The sequence below is a fragment of the Tigheibacillus halophilus genome (genome assembly GCF_042683165.1).
Taxonomy (GTDB): Bacteria; Bacillota; Bacilli; order Bacillales; family Amphibacillaceae; genus Tigheibacillus; species Tigheibacillus halophilus.
Genome location: NZ_JBHUIZ010000006.1, coordinates 271,856 through 287,381 on the forward strand (window position 1 = coordinate 271,856; position 15,526 = coordinate 287,381).

Below are 15,526 nucleotides of genomic sequence, written 5' to 3' on the forward strand. Positions count from 1 at the left end.
GGGCTTTATTAATTTTGAAGAGATTGGCTTATTCCTGAAACGGAGGGATGCTGGACCAAGGGATCCACACGCTATATGGAAAATATGAGCTAATAGTTGTTAATAGTCATGCCTAAAAATGTTTTAAAAAGCATGTTACACTAAACTTGTCAGATAGCCTTACCTTTGGAAAACTAGATAGTAGAGCATTCCAATTTAATAACTGTAATTATTAAAAAATGTTTTTGGAATTGCATAGGAACGCTATGTCAACCTTGTTTAGGAGGAGAAATATGAAAGGTATTTCCATACTAATTGCTGATGATGAGAAGGAAATTGCTGACCTGATTGCCTTTCATTTAGAGAAAGAAGGGTACCATATCGTGAAAGTATCGAATGGTCAAGATGCTGTTCGTGTTGTCGAGAATCAGACCTTTGATTTGCTCATCTTAGATATTATGATGCCGGAACTGGATGGATATGAAGTAACACAGCGTATTCGGGAACAGTATAACATGCCTATCATATTTTTGAGCGCCAAAACATCTGATTTTGATAAAGTGCAAGGGCTTGTAATTGGAGCAGATGATTATATGACGAAACCATTCACTCCTATCGAATTGGTAGCTCGTGTAAATGCCCAGTTAAGGCGATTTACGACATTGAATCGGGCTAAGAATGAAAATAAATCAAATCTTGAGTTTGGCGGATTAGTTATTTCTCCTGATCAACGGTCGGTTACGCTTTACGGTGAACATATGGAGCTCACTCCGAAAGAATTTGATATTTTGTATTTACTGGCCAGCCATCCCAAAAAAGTGTATAGTGTGGAAAACATTTTTCAGCAGGTGTGGGGCGAAGCCTATTTTGAAAGCGGTAATACCGTGATGGTACATATTCGAACATTACGGAAAAAACTGCAAGAAGATAAACAAAAAAACAAATTAATTAAAACTGTTTGGGGAGTCGGGTATACGTTCAATGGTTAAAATCATACGAAGTTTTCGCTCAAAAATGATCATGTTATTTGGATTAAGTATGATTCTGGCGGGTACTATAACTTATATAATCTTTAAAATACTTCAATATTATTATCATACCCAGGTTGAGTATGGAGATACACTGTCCAATTTTCGTGCATTTATGTACAGAATTGGAGACATTCATTTCTTTTTGCTTTTATTTATTCCACTTTCCATATTGTTTTTCTTTATCTTCACCAAACGCTATTCTGCTTATTTCAATAAGATTTCCAGGGGAATTCACTACCTTGCTCGCGGAGACTTTCAACATCAAATTGACATCCACTCAAATGATGAATTTAACGATATCGCGACAGACATCAATCTCGCAAGTGAAAAGTTAAAAGAAGCTATAGAAAGAGGGGATTTTTCGGAAAGCAGTAAGGATCAGTTAATCGTAAACCTGGCACATGATCTGCGTACACCGCTGACTTCTGTTTTAGGTTACTTGGATTTAATCCTGAAAGATGAAAGCTTGACGAAAGAACAGGCCAGGCATTTTTTAACCATTGCTTTTACAAAATCCCAACGCTTAGAAAAGCTGATTGATGAATTATTTGAGATAACTAAAATAAATTATGGTATGCTGCCAGTAGATAAAAAAAGTTTGCATTTAACTGATCTGCTTAACCAATTAATTGAAGAATTGTATCCTTTATTTGAAAACAATCATTTGACTGTCCGAGTGAATAGTACGAGTCATCTGCCCATTTTTGGCGATGGGGATCTCCTGGCACGGCTGTTCGAAAATCTTATCACCAATGCCATTCGTTATGGATACGATGGTCAGTATGTCGATGTGAATGGGTTCATTGAAGATAATGAAGTGGTAGTACAAATTGTGAATTATGGAGGTAGCATACCACCGGATGAACTTCCGCATCTTTTTGAGATGTTTTATATCGGGGATAAAGCCCGAACGCATAAAGAGGATAGTACAGGGTTGGGCCTGTTCATTGCGAAAAATATTGCCGAGCAGCATAATGGATCCATTACTGCTGAAAGCAGCGTCATACAAACAACTTTTGAAGTCCGCTTACCAAAAGAAACTGAACAAAATAATCAGATTGGGCCAAGTCCAAATGCATGATTTAAGAAAAATTTAAGATTTACCCCACTCTTTTTTTAAATAGTTTTACTTATTCTTTTAAATAGAGCAGAATAAGGAGGAAACTGAAAGTGAAAAAGTTGGGATTTTTAATACTATTACTTCTGTGTTTGTTTTTGATTTTTATGTATAAGGGATCGTTTTTTGAATCAAACACAAATTTACCAAATGTGGAAGTGCAGAAATATGATCAACATGAAAATGATGAAGCAGCTGATAGAGAGTCATCCGAAAATAGCAAGCAAGTAGATGTAAAGGAAGAACAAATTTATCAAGGAAATCTGCTGTTGGTCAACAAGAAGTATCCAGTTCATCAAAAAAGTATTAAGTCAGATGTCGTCAATCTATATGCGCACAATGATTTAGTTAAAGGATACGGTTTACTGGAAAGAACCTACTTATCTGAGGATATCGCACATAAATTTTCAGATATGATGGCTGCTGCAGGAAAAGAAGGAGTTTCTAACTTTTTCATTACCAGTGGTTTTCGGGACTTTGATGAGCAACATAAACTCTATGAAGAAAAAGGCTCTGACTATGCCTTGCCAGCAGGCTACAGCGAACACAATTTAGGTTTATCTCTGGACGTAGGCACAACTAAAATGGCGATGGAGAAAGCACCTGAGGGAGAATGGATTGACCAAAATGCTTGGAAATACGGATTCATTTTACGATATCCTGAGGATAAAACGGATATAACGGGAATTCAATATGAACCATGGCATATTCGGTATGTTGGTTTGCCGCATAGTGCGATTATGAAGGAAAAGGATTTTGTCTTGGAGGAATATTTAGATTACTTAAAGGAAAAGAAGAAAATTTCGGCTAAGGTGGAAGGTAAAAAATATATTGTTTCTTATTATCCTTTTTCCGAAAACATGGTGATTCATATACCGGAAAACCATGAATATAAAATTTCAGGTGACAATATGGATGGAATAATCGTGACCGTTTACGAATGATAATTGAAACTAAATTTGATTCATGTAAGAGTAAGCTTATAGGTAAAAGATTATGCTGTGATCGGACTATCTTGAATAAAACCATGAACTAGTACAAATAAAAAAGGGGCTTGGTAATGGGCATGCTGACTGTGAAAGAACTCCAAACGGAAGAAGAGATCCTTGAAGCCTTTCCGGTAATGAATCAATTACGTACGCATCTTCATGAAGAAACGTATCTTGACTTGGTCATGGAGGCCAAGGAAAGGGACAGGTATAGATTATTCGCTCTGTATGATGATCAAGATGAAATGGTTGCGGCTACAGGATTTAAGCCTATGATTACACTTTATTACGGTCGCTTTGTTTGGGTGTGTGATTTGGTTACTGATGAAAATAAGCGTTCAAATGGTTATGGTGAAAAACTATTATCCTATGTACATAAATGGGCTAAAGATAATGGCTACAAAAGTGTTGCATTATCATCAGGATTAAAGCGTACCGAGGCTCACCGATTTTACGAAAAAAAGATGAATTACGATAAAGTGAGCTATGTATTTAAAGTGAATTTATAAAGCAATAAGCCATTGGTGTACTGTAAGCTATACTAATTTATAAAATAGAGGTGTGGGAGATATGTCAATAGGTATGATTGCCGTTGCATCTACAATGATATGGATTGCAGTCATATATGAAATAATGAAACCTTCCAAAGAACAAAATAACCGAAAAATCATTATTTTAACTTCTTTCGGTACTTTGTCGACATTAATGATCACTATTGCCCTTTTTCAAGACCTTCCTTTTTAAGCGCAGGCTATATTGAAGAGATGTTAATCAGCGGAGGCGCGGGGTGAAGGTAGAAAAATTCAAGGAAAAGAATAGCTCCCCGTAATCTATTATTGGACCATGTTTTGCATAGGAGGGGCAAAGATTGAAGGTCAAACGAATTGTTTTGAACGTTGAGACGCAGGACATTTCTAAAGCAGCGTATTTTTACGGTGAAATACTTAGACTTGATCAGCTGATGGATATGGGATTTATTGCCACATACGGTTCGCATGAGAAAATGGATACTCAAATCAGTTTCCTTTCAGAAGGGGGATCCGGAACACCTGTGCCTGATTTGTCAATTGAGGTTGATGATCTGGATAGCGTCCTCATCCGCATGAAAGAAGCGGGGTTTCCGATTGAATATGGACCGACTGAGGAACCGTGGGGAGTCCGGCGATTTTATGTTAGGGATCCTTTCGGCAAGCTTGTCAATATTCTTATCCATCTCTAAATGCTGGCGATATTTTTAGTTCGTGGAAATAATTTACAGTATCAATATACTGTCTTAAAGAAGCTCCACACCAGAGGTTAGACCGTGCCTCGGGCGTGGGGCTTTTTTACATGAGTTCAACACCGGCTGGTATTGGCAGCGAGGTCAACAGCCGTAATTCCTCCTGACGTTTATCTGTATAGGAGCTGACTTCGCGCAATGCATCATCCACTATAGCTGGGTGTGTCATCACTTCAACAGATGAAGTTTTCACCTGTAACAGCCGCTTGAATATATCCTCCCTGACACCATCATCATAAAAATCGAGAAAAAGCGATTCAGTCAGGCAAATATCGGGATGGTCTTTTAGGGAATCAACATAACGGACAGGTACCTGGTATTCTTTTGCCAAAAGAACCACGACATCCTTTAACGGTTCCCATCCATGCACGTGGTGATGGCTGTCAATATGGTGCAGCGGCAGACCAGTTGCCAGAAAAGCTTCCAATTGGGCGCGCCATTCTTTTTCGACCTGTTCTGTATTCGGTGCAGGCATTTCAGCATACGTATTTTTAAATTTGAAGCAGCCGTCGTTGTCGAGCAGTTCCGCTACATCATCAGACAGGGGCTTTCCCCATGTCAGTACCAAATGGACTCCCACATCTAAAGAAGGGTGCCTTTTGGCTTGTGTGACAGCATAGTTAACAGCCTTCCCGTTCATCATTAGCGTGGCTGAACTGACAAGACCATCCACATGAGCCTGGATAATGCCATCAGTCACGCCCCTTGTCAGTCCAAAATCATCCGCATTAAACAAAACTCTCATCCGCAAACCCTCCAATCAGAGGAGCATATCTTTCATCCCGTGATCACTGTGCTGCAACGAGAAGGAAGACTGTCCCCATTCTTTTATTCTCCGTGTGTCAATCAATAGTTTCGTTCGATGGTGAAATTTGTTTTGTCTCCGCGGTAATAGGAGCGGGAGAATTCCACTTTATTGCCTTTTGCGTCTTCTGCGATGGTTTCCATATAGAAACATGGCATACCTTCTTCACAATGCAAGTATTTACTTGTTCGTTCATCCGCCAGGGCGATTTCGATTGTTTCTGTCGTTTTGGCGACCCGCACATCGAATATGTCAGATAAAGCAGCGTACAAAGATGTTTCAGCATGTTTTTCCTCAATGCCTGGCGCAATGTCCCACGGAATGTATGCTATTTCGAATTGTGTCGGCTCCCCATTGGCTTTGCGTATCCTTTCGATTCGCTGGACCGGGGCTTTGAGTGCCACATCCAGTGATTGTTTTAAAATGTCATTGGCTGGCACGACAGATATTTTCACCACACTGACAACGCCTTTTTTCCCTTGTACCGCAATTTGATCACTATAGCGCTTGATCGTATTGGAGAGTGCTTGCTTCACCTTTTGTTCTGCAACAAACGTCCCTTTGCCTTGTATCCGGCTCAAATAACCTTCCAATGTCAGCTGATTCAATGCAGCCCGAACAGTGGTCCGGCTCACATCAAAATCCTTGCATAACTCCAGTTCTGTCGGGATTTTTTCTCCAGGAGAATATTTTCCGGCCTTGATCCTGTCGAGCAATTCTTCCTTGATATAAGCATGTAATGATTGTGTTTTTTCCATATCCCGACTCCTCCAACTATTCGCTTTCTTAAGTGTACAGGATAATACAAATACTGACAACGAAAGACTAACTTGTCATAACAAATATTTTTCAGATAACAATAAAAGTTATAGACAATGTTATATTTGTATGATACATTACATTTAAAGGTTATGACAAGTGTAATGACTACTTGCTAGTAATATGAATGAAAACGCAACCAGGATAAATGATCGTACATCTGAGGAGAGGGATAATATGACATTGAAAGTAGTAGTTATCGGCGGAGGTTCCAGTTATACACCAGAGATCATCGAGGGTATGATTCTTAGATATGACGCTTTTCCTGTAACCGATATTGTATTGGTGGATATTGAAGCAGGGAAAGGCAAGCTGGAAATTGTGGGACGGCTGGCAGCACGCATGATTGAAGAAGCAGAAAAGCCTATCAATCTATCATGGACGTTAGACCGCAAGCAGGCATTGGAAGGCGCTGATTTCGTAACCACCCAGATTCGGGTGGGCGGACTGCAAGCACGGGCGTCGGATGAAAGAATTCCGCTCAGTCATGGATACATCGGCCAGGAAACCAATGGTGCCGGTGGTGCTTTGAAGGCTTTCCGCACGATCCCGGTGTTGATGGATATAGCCCGGGATATCCATGATATTTGCCCGGATGCCTGGATGATCAACTTCACGAATCCAGCCGGCATGGTGACAGAGGCGCTCCTGAAACATTCTGCTCACGACAAAGTGATTGGTGTTTGCAATATCCCATATAATATGCGTCACTCTGTTGCCGAAATCATGAATGTGGATCCGTCCACCGTCAGAATCGAATTCGTCGGAATGAATCATTTTGTTTTTGGAAGAAATGTCTTTGTCAACGGTATAAACCGTACAGAAGAGGTACTTGAAAAGCTGGCAGGCGATGATCTCGATTATTCCCCGGCCAATATTGTCAGCCTTGGCTGGTCGAAAACATTCATCGCAGCCACCAGGCTTTTGCCGAATCCATATCATGAATATTATTTCCATACAAGAGAGGTTTTGAAGAAAGATATCCAAGCATTCGAAGCGCACGGCACAAGGGCAGAAGTCGTACAACAGCTTGAGGGATCCCTGTTTGAATTATATAGAAATCCTGATTTGCGTGTGAAACCGAAGGAATTGGAACAGAGAGGAGGTGCGTACTACAGTGATGTCGCGTGCAGCTTGATGGATTCGATATATAATGACAAAGGGGATATTCAAACCGTCAACACGAGTAATCATGGTGCTATTTCCGATTTCGCTGATGACTCGGTGATCGAAGTGAATTGCGTCATCACAAAGGATGGTCCAAAGCCGCTGGCAATCGGTAAGCTGCCTTATCAGGTGAAAGGTGCGATCCAGCATATGAAAGCATTTGAAGAGCTGGTTATCCAGGCGGCTATCAACGGAAGCTATGAAGATGCATATCTCGCATTTCTCATGAACCCGCTGGTCGCCGATGAAGAAAGTAGTAAGATACTGCTGGATGAAATGTTGGCAGCGAATCAAGCATACTTACCACAATTTCAAAAATAAGGGGGCTTTACAGAATGAATAATCCATTTATGCAAAAGTTTATTGAAATTGCTGGACGAATTGGGTCACAGCGGCACCTCGTAGCGATTCGCGATGGTTTTGTGGCAATTATGCCGCTGATCATTGTCGGATCACTCGCCGTGTTGATCAATAACTTCCCGCCTTTTGGCAAATTCGATCTGGTCCACATCTTGAATGGCATATTTGGTGAGGGAAACTGGCAGCAAGTAGGGGGATCGATTTGGAATGGAACGTTTGCCGTCATCGGGTTGCTGATTGCCTTCTCCATCGCCTATAATTTGGCGAAATCGTATGAGGTGGATGGCCTGTCTGCCGGCTTGATTTCCGGAGCCGCATACATCATGCTTGTCCCTTGGACGAAGGATGGGGGACTTGACGTCGCATGGCTGGGAACACAGGGATTGTTTATCGCTATTATTCTTGCAATTGTTTTAACTGAACTATTCCGTGTGCTTGTCAAATCGAAATTCACCATCAAGATGCCTGAAGGAGTGCCTGATGGGGTAGCAAGGTCATTTGTCGCGTTGATCCCGGCCGTATTGATTTTGATTCTTGTCGGTTTATTCCAGGCGTGCATGGGCGTTTTTGCTGGAACGAGCATTTTTGAAATCGTATTCAATGGTATTCAAAAACCACTTCAAGGCCTCGGTAATACCTTACCGGCAGCGATGATCGTTGCTTTTGCAAATCATTTCCTTTGGTTTTTTGGATTACATGGCACGAACATCATTGGCTCCGTTATCGAACCAATCTACTTGCCATTGATCGAAGAGAATGCAAAATTATTTGCTGACGGTATGTCCGCTTTCAATGTGCCTTATGTGGTGACTAAGCCTTTCTTTGATGCTTTCGTTTACATGGGGGGATCTGGAACGACCATCGCTTTGCTCATAGCCGTGTTTTTCGTCATACGCAGAGAGAAAAATCATCCGTATCGCGAAGTAGCCAAGTTGTCAGCTCCGGCAGGGTTGTTCAATATTAATGAACCAGTCATATTTGGTTTGCCGATCGTACTTAATCCGGTATTCTTGATACCATTCATTTTCATCCCAGTTGTATTGACCGTCATTTCATATTTTGCCCTGGCAACAGGTCTGGTGCCCAAAACAGTCGCCATCCTGCCATGGACAACACCGCCAATCTTAAGCGGATATCTTGTCACTGGCGGCAGCTGGAGAGGTATATTGCTGCAAGTCATCAACCTGTCCATCGCAGTGCTCATATATATCCCGTTTGTTTCAGCTGGTGTCAGAGCACTCAAACAACGCATGATGGAAAAAGCAAGCTGATAGATTACGAGATTTATTGGTTCGTCAGGAAATTGTAAGCGGATACGCTTGGCGGAACCGCTGATTTCCAATATGATAAACATACCATGAATTTGTGAGATGCCGGACCCGCAGAGGATTCTAGGAGCCGGCAGTGATTGGAGGGAAAATGATGCCACAGACAACGGAAGAATTGCAAATGCTCTCCTTTACGATTATTTTGCACGCCGGAAATGCGCGTTCATTCGCAATGGAAGCCATTTCTCATGCCAAGGCCTATGAATTTGCGGAAGCCAGACAAAAAATAGAAGAGGCGGACGCAGAATTCACAGAAGCCCACCACTTGCAGACAAAATTGCTGCAGGATGAAGCGAATGGGATGGAAAATCGGGTGACCGTTATTCTCATCCATGCCCAGGATCACCTGATGACGGCAATGACAGTCAAGGATCTGGCCAATGAAATGATTGATATGTATGAAAAAATGCAGTCTTTGGAGGGGGAAAAATAAGATGAAAATTATTCTTGTATGCTCGGCTGGAATGTCCACATCATTGCTTGTCAAGAAAATGCGCCAGTCCGCGGAGGAGCGAGGGATCACCGCGGATATTGACGCAGTGGGCGAGGCACAATTGAAAAACCATCTGGATGGTCTGGATGTGATTCTAATTGGTCCGCAAGTCCGTTATTTGGAAAAGAAAATCAAGGCGCAAGCTGAACCAAAGGGAATCAAAGTGGCTGTTATCGATCAGATGGCATACGGCATGATCAAAGGAGATAAGGTTTTGGATCAGGCTGTAGAACTGCTTGGATAAACTGCAAGATTATAAGAAAACGGGATGTCCTGTGCTGGGAGCGGGCATCCTGTTTTTTATGGAGTTTGCTGGAGGCCAGAAATTTAATTTAATGTTGCGTGTCGAATTTGCAGGAATTCTTATAGCTTTCGTCGAATTATTATGAATAGAATGGGTTATGTGGAGGTGTATTTTTCATTGGACATAATAAAACAAAGGGAATACCCTTTGGCTTTGGACGTACTGCAAGCAATGTCATTACGGCTCCTAGCTAGTGACAGAAGGCAAACAGCGTTCGCTGAGGAAAAAGGGATCGTACAAGCAGGATTTACAGGAGAACAAGCCATTGATTATTATTTAAATTTCATCAGCAACAAATCTTATCGCATTTTCCATGGGCTTCGCATCCCGTGGAAAAACGACCTCTATTTTCAGATGGATACGCTGATCATCACTCCCTATTTTATACCTATCCTGGAAGTCAAGAATTTGTCTGGAAAACTATATTTCAACCAGCTTGCACAGCAACTCATCCGCACGAAGAATGACGTGGAAGAAGGATTCCCATATCCAATGACACAAGTGAACAGACAGGCACAACAGCTGGAAATGTATCTCAAGCAGTCTGGATTTCCCCCCATACCAATCATCCCCCTTGTCATTATCAGCAGGCCATCCACCATCATTTCGACAGACCAACCCAATGCTGCTTTCCACGATAAAGTGATGCATGCCGAAAACTTTCCTGAAAGATTACATCGTCTGGAAAAGCAGTACCCGCGTGCGTGCCTTACTCAAAAACACCTGGATACACTATCATCCCTGCTGCTGCAAGCCCACGAGCCATTGATCCCAAATTATAGGAAAAAATTGATGGTTGAAGAGCATGAGCTATTGCCAGGCGTCTTATGCCAGCAATGCAAACAATTAAGCATGGTGCGTGATTTTGGTTGGTGGAAGTGTATAAAGTGCCAGCAAAAAAGCAGAGATGCACATATCCGGGCATTGATGGATTATTACTTATTAATCAAACCTACTATCAGCAATCAGCAGTTTCGCAGTTTCACAAAACTGCAATCTGTCACTGTAGCTTCCCAGCTGTTAACAAAGCTTGATTTACCTTATACTGGTACATTTCGGAATAGATTGTATCATTTGGACCTCGGAAGGCTCAGGAAGATTGCTGCACAAAATGTCTTGTAGATGGGGGAAAGTTTTTTGGCCTGGGGAGAGCGTTGTGGAAGAGTGCCTGTTGGACAGTGACAAGAAAATCATGCGAACTGACAAGTAAAGAGGTGGAATTGACAAGTAAACTGTCCGATTTGACAAGAGAGCGCCGTGAAAAGAAGAGAATCCCGGCCGGTGACAAGTAAACCATGCGAACTGACAAGTAAAGAGGTGGAACCGACAAGTAAACTGTCCGATCTGACAAGAAAGCGCCGTGAAAAGAAGAGAATCCTTGCCGGTGACAAGTAAATCATGGGAACTGACAAGTAAAGAGGTGGAACCGACAAGTAAACTACCCGATCTGACAAGAAAGCGCCGTGAAAAGAAGAGAATCCTTGCCGGTGACAAGTAAATCATGGGAACTGACAAGTAAAGAGGTGGAATTGACAAGTAAACTACCCGATCTGACAAGAGAGCACCGTGAAGAGAAGAGAATCCCGGCCGGTGACAAGAAAAATGAGCGAACTGACAAGTAAAGGGATGAAACTGACAAGTAAACTGCCCGATTTGACAAGAAAGCGCCCCTCTCGACAAGAAAAAGCACTAGGGAGCAACCACATTCCGCCTTGTAGCGCGCCCCCTAAAAAGGATGGCGCGTCACCTATTCTCCATCAAAAAGGAATAAAACAACTGGAAATGCCCGACACTCTTGCTAAATGCTTCCAACTTTCGCTATAATTTACCTTAGCGCGTGCAATTGCTGTCGGTTTACGTAGGAAAGATGGGGCTATTCTGTACAATCTGCAGGATTGGAGCCATTTTCAGCAAGATATTTCCATACTTGACATTTTTTTCTGGCAAGATGACATTACGGTAGGAGAATCCATCATGTTCAATTACGGCGAATTATTGATCGCTTTTGCTATATCACTTGTCAGTACATTGGTATTGACGTATCCGGTCAAGAAACTGGCGATGAGAATCGGGGCTGTGGATTATCCCAATCATCGTAAAATACATAAAATCGTTACACCGAGGCTGGGTGGCCTCGCCATGTTCATAGGCACCGTGCTTGGTGTGTTGTACTTGACGCCATATCATCATGATCTGGCTGCCATTGGCCTTGGGGCGCTTATCATTGTCATTACCGGTATGCTTGATGATAAATATACCATCAGGCCGGTTGTCAAATTGACAGGGCAGCTGATTGCTGCTTCTATCTTGATATCGGCTGATATTGTGATTCAAAAGGTGACACTGCCTTTTTTTGGTATGGTGGACCTTGGTTTCTTCAGTGTATTTCTGACGGTATTGTGGATAGTGGGTATCACGAATGCGATCAATCTTATTGATGGCTTGGACGGTCTGGCGACAGGCGTTGCAACGATCGCGCTTGCCAGTATGCTTGCCATGTCGATCATCGATTTTCGTGTGCTCGCCGCATACCTTTGCATCACGTTGATCGGCTCTAATCTGGGTTTTCTCTATCATAATTTTTATCCGGCAAAAATTTACATGGGGGATACCGGATCGAATTTTCTCGGGTATATGATTGCTGTTGTCTCCATTCTTGGTTTGTTTAAAAATATTGCCCTGTTCAGTTTCATCATCCCAGTCATTATTTTGGCCCTTCCGATTCTGGATACGTTTTTGGCAATCATACGCAGAATGCGAAAAAAGGAAAACATCATGATGGCAGATAATAAGCATCTGCATTATCGATTGCTTTCCGCGGGGTATAGTCACAGACAATCTGTTTTGATTTTATATGCATTCAGTGCGATTTTTGGTATATTGGCCCTCCTTTTCTCAGAAGCAAGTCTTATCACATCATTGCTTATCACGCTGGTAGTTCTTGCATTCATGCATGTGATTGCTGAGATTGCGGGTTTAGTGCTTGGCGGCAAAAAACCGATTGTCGACTTGCTCACAAGGCCATTTCGAAAAAAAGCACGCAAGAACCATCATGAAGATTGAACATATCGAAAACATGAGACATTACTGTATGGCATTTACATAAAAAAACGCAAAAAATGGGGAGGAATTCCATGAAGCAAAATGAAACAAAGGTACAGAAAAATCCTAGTCCTTGGCTGCGAATGTGGCTGCATCCCAAGCAAACGGTAATCGATTCGGATAAGCGGTTTACCGTCTCCACTTATCTTCTTATCTGGATACTTGGTATACATGTCGCATTAAGCTTCGCCCAGGAGGTTCACTCAGGAGATTCTCATTCTCTTGGCTATACACTTGGCATCAGTCTGCTTCGCGCCATTCTTTACGGCGCGGTCATATGGGGGATTTACGGTGTACTCTCTTATTGGCTGGGCAGGCTGTTTGGGGGAAAGGGCACATGGCGTTCCGTATTCCATGCGCTGGCATTCGCTCAGGTTCCGATGCTTGGTTATCTGGTCGTTTATTGGCCACTCGCATTAGGTGTATTCGGTGCCGCATTGTTTTCCTCTGCGGAAGTGTCCTTGGATCCGGGGCAAATGATGCTCAATCTCGTAGCGTTGCTTGTCAATCTAGTGCTGGGAATATGGTATATCGTTACCGTATCTAAAGCGATCGCAGGGGCACATGGCTTCTCCAGCTGGAAAGGTTTTCTCACTTTTGTTGCGCTGATTGTCCTCATCTTTTTGCTTTTGATGGGTTTTCAAACGATCGGATAAAAAGTATTTTCATAGAAAAAAGCCGGGAAACGCAGCAATCAGTCATGCGTTTTGTCCGGCTTTTTGTGGTTCTGCAACGCGTTCTGGATAGTAGATTGCCTCCACCAGACTTGCTGCGGATTCCCCGTGTGCATATTCATTCCATTCACGAGCGAAACGGCTGATCTTCTCCATGTCAAAATAGCCTGTTTCCAAAATGTCCATCACATCATCTGTATCGCGTGCGATCGGACCCGGTACCAAATCGGTATAGTTTTCCGTGAAACCTCTGTTTACCATGTACGCCTCCAAATCATAGGCAAAGAAAATCATTGGCCTGTGCAGCAATGCATATTCAAAAGGAATCGACGAGTAATCTGTGATCAATACATCAGCGGCCACAAGCAGTTCGTTGACGGAAAAACCATTCGATACATTGTACACGAAGCCGGGATGCTTATTTTCATAAGTATGGTTGACGGCGGGATGGAGCCGTAAAAAAATGACATACTCATGATGGAAACGCTGGTACATTTTATCCATGTCCAATGCAATTGCCGGTGCATCCAGCTCCTGGTCACGGAAAGTAGGGGCATATAAGATGACTTTTTTTTCACGGATGACCGGAAATTCTTCCTGCAGTTTTTCCAGAGAAGCAGCCTGCTCCGAGCGATCAAAAAAGAAATCTGTCCTTGGTGTACCATATCGCAGCATCCGTGAATCATCCACCCCAAAGCATTGTTCAAAAATACCGGCCATTTTTTCCGAGCTGACAGCTATCTGTGTGAAATGGTCATAAACTAGCTGAAAACGAGATAATGCTCGCTGCGCTCTTTTCCCATTGGAGGGATCCAGCAGCCCGAACTGTTTGATGGCGCCATTGGCGTGCCATAGCTGGATGCAGTGGACATCCTCTTTAAAATGGCAGGCTGCGAGAAAACCAAAATAATTATCTATGAAAATCTGTTTGGCCGTTGCCAGGTGATAGATGCCAGCTATCCAATCTGCCAGATTGCCAGTTTCAAAGCGCCGCACAAGATGGCGTTTATCAAAGTCTGTCTGGCAGGAAGGGGTTTTTAGCACAACAATTGTATCATCTGTCTGCCGCTCCACTTCTTGTAATGTCCGCAGTATGTTATCTCCGAAGGATGCGACAAAAACGGTCTTTTTTTGCATAGGAAAAAGCTTGCAAATGGAAAATACGAACCGAAATGCAAGCAGATATACAGTAATTGCCAGTTCTCTAATCATTTTTTCTCAAATTCAGATCTTTTTTGATTTTGGTAGTGGAAATACCGACTGTGCGCGGCAAATAGATGACTTCGCAATAATCTTTTAAAAAGTCGAATTTACCTTCCCAGTCATCTCCCATCACGAAAACATCGACATCATGATCCTGAACATCGGAAATTTTCTGTTCCCAGTTGTCTTCGGGGATCACTTCGTCTACATAGCGGACAGCTTCCAGAATAGCCTTGCGCTGTTCAAATGTATAGTAAGCTTTCTTGCCCTTCAATGCATTGAATTCGTCTGAAGAAATCGCTACAATCAGATAATCGCCAAACTCCTTGGCCCGGCGCAATAGGTTGATGTGTCCCGTATGGAGTAAATCATAAGTCCCATATGTGATCACTTTTCTCATTGAGGAAACCTCCTGTTTGTTCCATGTATCAAGTCTGATGCTCGTTCCATGTCTTCATCATATCCCAATTATACTATGAAAATACAAAATGAAAAGGGTTTATCGGATTTTTAACAAGGCGGTAATATAATGACGATATATGTAAAAATAAGCAGATTTCCATGATTTACCAATAGTTATATACAGATCTCTTGTCTGTGCATCCTGCTAACGAAAGGTCAGTAATAAAATCGTATAATTATCCTGAGAATCAATGGATAAAATGGCTTTAGGACACCCGAGAGAACCTTACTGAGTTCAATGTACCGCGCCAGCGCTGCGTTTTCACCAGCATAATACTGTTTTCACTGCTCACCTGATACAAAGGTTCCTTATTTTAAATGGCTTCATCCCCCACACAGTCAAGTTGCCGACTTTCTTTTCAAATGCATCGTCGTTTCCATGCTACCCATAGACAATTTGCTGTCAGCACCCAT

General features: G+C 42.4%; 19 protein-coding genes. 15 read left to right on the forward strand and 4 right to left on the reverse strand.

Annotated elements, in window-relative coordinates; genetic code table 11:
* Window positions 1-272: 272 nt before the first annotated feature.
* The 6 genes from vanR to ACFSMW_RS09750 all read left to right on the forward strand — a co-directional run bounded on the left by vanR (window position 273) and on the right by ACFSMW_RS09750 (window position 4,335).
* Window positions 273-968, forward strand: coding sequence for a vancomycin resistance response regulator transcription factor, VanR-F/VanR-M family (gene vanR / locus ACFSMW_RS09725; RefSeq protein WP_390355185.1), 696 nt, complete (start codon window positions 273-275; stop codon window positions 966-968).
* Complete coding sequence (locus ACFSMW_RS09730) at window positions 961-2,091, forward strand: sensor histidine kinase (protein ID WP_390355186.1); 1,131 nt, start codon at window positions 961-963, stop codon at window positions 2,089-2,091. Before vanR ends, ACFSMW_RS09730 begins: the two co-directional genes overlap by 8 nt.
* A gap of 89 nt (window positions 2,092-2,180) precedes the next feature.
* A complete protein-coding gene (gene vanY, locus ACFSMW_RS09735; protein WP_390355187.1) occupies window positions 2,181-3,071 on the forward strand; it encodes a VanY-A/VanY-F/VanY-M family D-Ala-D-Ala carboxypeptidase in 891 nt (296 codons plus the stop codon).
* A gap of 116 nt (window positions 3,072-3,187) precedes the next feature.
* Window positions 3,188-3,625: a GNAT family N-acetyltransferase gene (locus ACFSMW_RS09740; protein WP_390355190.1), complete on the forward strand. Its 438-nt coding sequence runs from the start codon at window positions 3,188-3,190 to the stop codon at window positions 3,623-3,625.
* Window positions 3,626-3,686: 61 nt separating this feature from the next.
* Complete coding sequence (locus ACFSMW_RS09745; protein ID WP_390355191.1) at window positions 3,687-3,860, forward strand: hypothetical protein; 174 nt, start codon at window positions 3,687-3,689, stop codon at window positions 3,858-3,860.
* A 124-nt stretch (window positions 3,861-3,984) separates the two neighbouring features.
* Window positions 3,985-4,335, forward strand: coding sequence for a VOC family protein (locus ACFSMW_RS09750; RefSeq protein WP_390355193.1), 351 nt, complete (start codon window positions 3,985-3,987; stop codon window positions 4,333-4,335).
* Between the two features lie 106 nt (window positions 4,336-4,441).
* Here the strand turns inward: ACFSMW_RS09750 and chbG are convergent, their stop codons facing one another.
* Complete coding sequence (gene chbG, locus ACFSMW_RS09755; protein WP_390355194.1) at window positions 4,442-5,140, reverse strand: chitin disaccharide deacetylase; 699 nt, start codon at window positions 5,138-5,140, stop codon at window positions 4,442-4,444.
* Window positions 5,141-5,241: 101 nt separating this feature from the next.
* Window positions 5,242-5,958, reverse strand: coding sequence for a GntR family transcriptional regulator (locus tag ACFSMW_RS09760; RefSeq protein WP_390355196.1), 717 nt, complete (start codon window positions 5,956-5,958; stop codon window positions 5,242-5,244).
* Window positions 5,959-6,196: 238 nt separating this feature from the next.
* On the opposite strand from ACFSMW_RS09760, the gene ACFSMW_RS09765 reads away from it, so the two are divergent.
* From ACFSMW_RS09765 to ACFSMW_RS09805, 9 genes are all read left to right on the forward strand, one after another.
* Entirely contained in the window at window positions 6,197-7,507 is a 1,311-nt protein-coding gene (locus ACFSMW_RS09765; RefSeq protein ID WP_390355197.1) for a 6-phospho-beta-glucosidase, read from the forward strand.
* Window positions 7,508-7,521: 14 nt separating this feature from the next.
* Complete coding sequence (locus ACFSMW_RS09770) at window positions 7,522-8,817, forward strand: PTS sugar transporter subunit IIC (protein ID WP_390355198.1); 1,296 nt, start codon at window positions 7,522-7,524, stop codon at window positions 8,815-8,817.
* A gap of 151 nt (window positions 8,818-8,968) precedes the next feature.
* Window positions 8,969-9,307, forward strand: a complete 339-nt coding sequence (locus tag ACFSMW_RS09775) for a PTS lactose/cellobiose transporter subunit IIA (RefSeq protein WP_390355199.1) — start codon at window positions 8,969-8,971, stop codon at window positions 9,305-9,307.
* Between the two features lies 1 nt (window position 9,308).
* Window positions 9,309-9,611, forward strand: coding sequence for a PTS sugar transporter subunit IIB (locus ACFSMW_RS09780; RefSeq protein ID WP_390355200.1), 303 nt, complete (start codon window positions 9,309-9,311; stop codon window positions 9,609-9,611).
* Between the two features lie 177 nt (window positions 9,612-9,788).
* Window positions 9,789-10,793 (forward strand): nuclease-related domain-containing protein, encoded by a 1,005-nt coding sequence (locus ACFSMW_RS09785; protein WP_390355201.1) that lies wholly within the window; start codon window positions 9,789-9,791, stop codon window positions 10,791-10,793.
* Window positions 10,794-10,928: 135 nt separating this feature from the next.
* A complete protein-coding gene (locus tag ACFSMW_RS09790; RefSeq protein WP_390355202.1) occupies window positions 10,929-11,066 on the forward strand; it encodes a hypothetical protein in 138 nt (45 codons plus the stop codon).
* A 92-nt stretch (window positions 11,067-11,158) separates the two neighbouring features.
* Window positions 11,159-11,293, forward strand: a complete 135-nt coding sequence (locus ACFSMW_RS09795; RefSeq protein ID WP_390355204.1) for a hypothetical protein — start codon at window positions 11,159-11,161, stop codon at window positions 11,291-11,293.
* 352 nt (window positions 11,294-11,645) lie between these two features.
* Window positions 11,646-12,734: a glycosyltransferase family 4 protein gene (locus ACFSMW_RS09800; RefSeq protein ID WP_390355206.1), complete on the forward strand. Its 1,089-nt coding sequence runs from the start codon at window positions 11,646-11,648 to the stop codon at window positions 12,732-12,734.
* A 71-nt stretch (window positions 12,735-12,805) separates the two neighbouring features.
* Window positions 12,806-13,429 (forward strand): Yip1 family protein, encoded by a 624-nt coding sequence (locus tag ACFSMW_RS09805; protein WP_390355207.1) that lies wholly within the window; start codon window positions 12,806-12,808, stop codon window positions 13,427-13,429.
* 42 nt (window positions 13,430-13,471) lie between these two features.
* Here the strand turns inward: ACFSMW_RS09805 and ACFSMW_RS09810 are convergent, their stop codons facing one another.
* Window positions 13,472-14,584, reverse strand: a complete 1,113-nt coding sequence (locus ACFSMW_RS09810; protein WP_390355209.1) for a CDP-glycerol glycerophosphotransferase family protein — start codon at window positions 14,582-14,584, stop codon at window positions 13,472-13,474.
* Between the two features lie 67 nt (window positions 14,585-14,651).
* Complete coding sequence (gene tagD, locus ACFSMW_RS09815; protein WP_390355210.1) at window positions 14,652-15,050, reverse strand: glycerol-3-phosphate cytidylyltransferase; 399 nt, start codon at window positions 15,048-15,050, stop codon at window positions 14,652-14,654.
* Window positions 15,051-15,526 lie beyond the last annotated feature (476 nt).

Bases quoted from the DNA above. Each gene is read 5' to 3' on its own strand.
- vanR (WP_390355185.1), top strand. From the start codon at position 273: ATGAAAGGTATTTCCATACTAATTGCTGATGATGAGAAGGAAATTGCT.
- ACFSMW_RS09730 (WP_390355186.1), top strand. From the start codon at position 961: ATGGTTAAAATCATACGAAGTTTTCGCTCAAAAATGATCATGTTATTT.
- ACFSMW_RS09740 (WP_390355190.1), top strand. From the start codon at position 3,188: ATGGGCATGCTGACTGTGAAAGAACTCCAAACGGAAGAAGAGATCCTT.
- ACFSMW_RS09745 (WP_390355191.1), top strand. From the start codon at position 3,687: ATGTCAATAGGTATGATTGCCGTTGCATCTACAATGATATGGATTGCA.
- chbG (WP_390355194.1), bottom strand. From the start codon at position 5,140: ATGAGAGTTTTGTTTAATGCGGATGATTTTGGACTGACAAGGGGCGTG.
- ACFSMW_RS09760 (WP_390355196.1), bottom strand. From the start codon at position 5,958: ATGGAAAAAACACAATCATTACATGCTTATATCAAGGAAGAATTGCTC.
- ACFSMW_RS09765 (WP_390355197.1), top strand. From the start codon at position 6,197: ATGACATTGAAAGTAGTAGTTATCGGCGGAGGTTCCAGTTATACACCA.
- ACFSMW_RS09770 (WP_390355198.1), top strand. From the start codon at position 7,522: ATGAATAATCCATTTATGCAAAAGTTTATTGAAATTGCTGGACGAATT.
- ACFSMW_RS09775 (WP_390355199.1), top strand. From the start codon at position 8,969: ATGCCACAGACAACGGAAGAATTGCAAATGCTCTCCTTTACGATTATT.
- ACFSMW_RS09780 (WP_390355200.1), top strand. From the start codon at position 9,309: ATGAAAATTATTCTTGTATGCTCGGCTGGAATGTCCACATCATTGCTT.
- ACFSMW_RS09800 (WP_390355206.1), top strand. From the start codon at position 11,646: ATGTTCAATTACGGCGAATTATTGATCGCTTTTGCTATATCACTTGTC.
- ACFSMW_RS09805 (WP_390355207.1), top strand. From the start codon at position 12,806: ATGAAGCAAAATGAAACAAAGGTACAGAAAAATCCTAGTCCTTGGCTG.
- ACFSMW_RS09810 (WP_390355209.1), bottom strand. From the start codon at position 14,584: ATGCAAAAAAAGACCGTTTTTGTCGCATCCTTCGGAGATAACATACTG.
- tagD (WP_390355210.1), bottom strand. From the start codon at position 15,050: ATGAGAAAAGTGATCACATATGGGACTTATGATTTACTCCATACGGGA.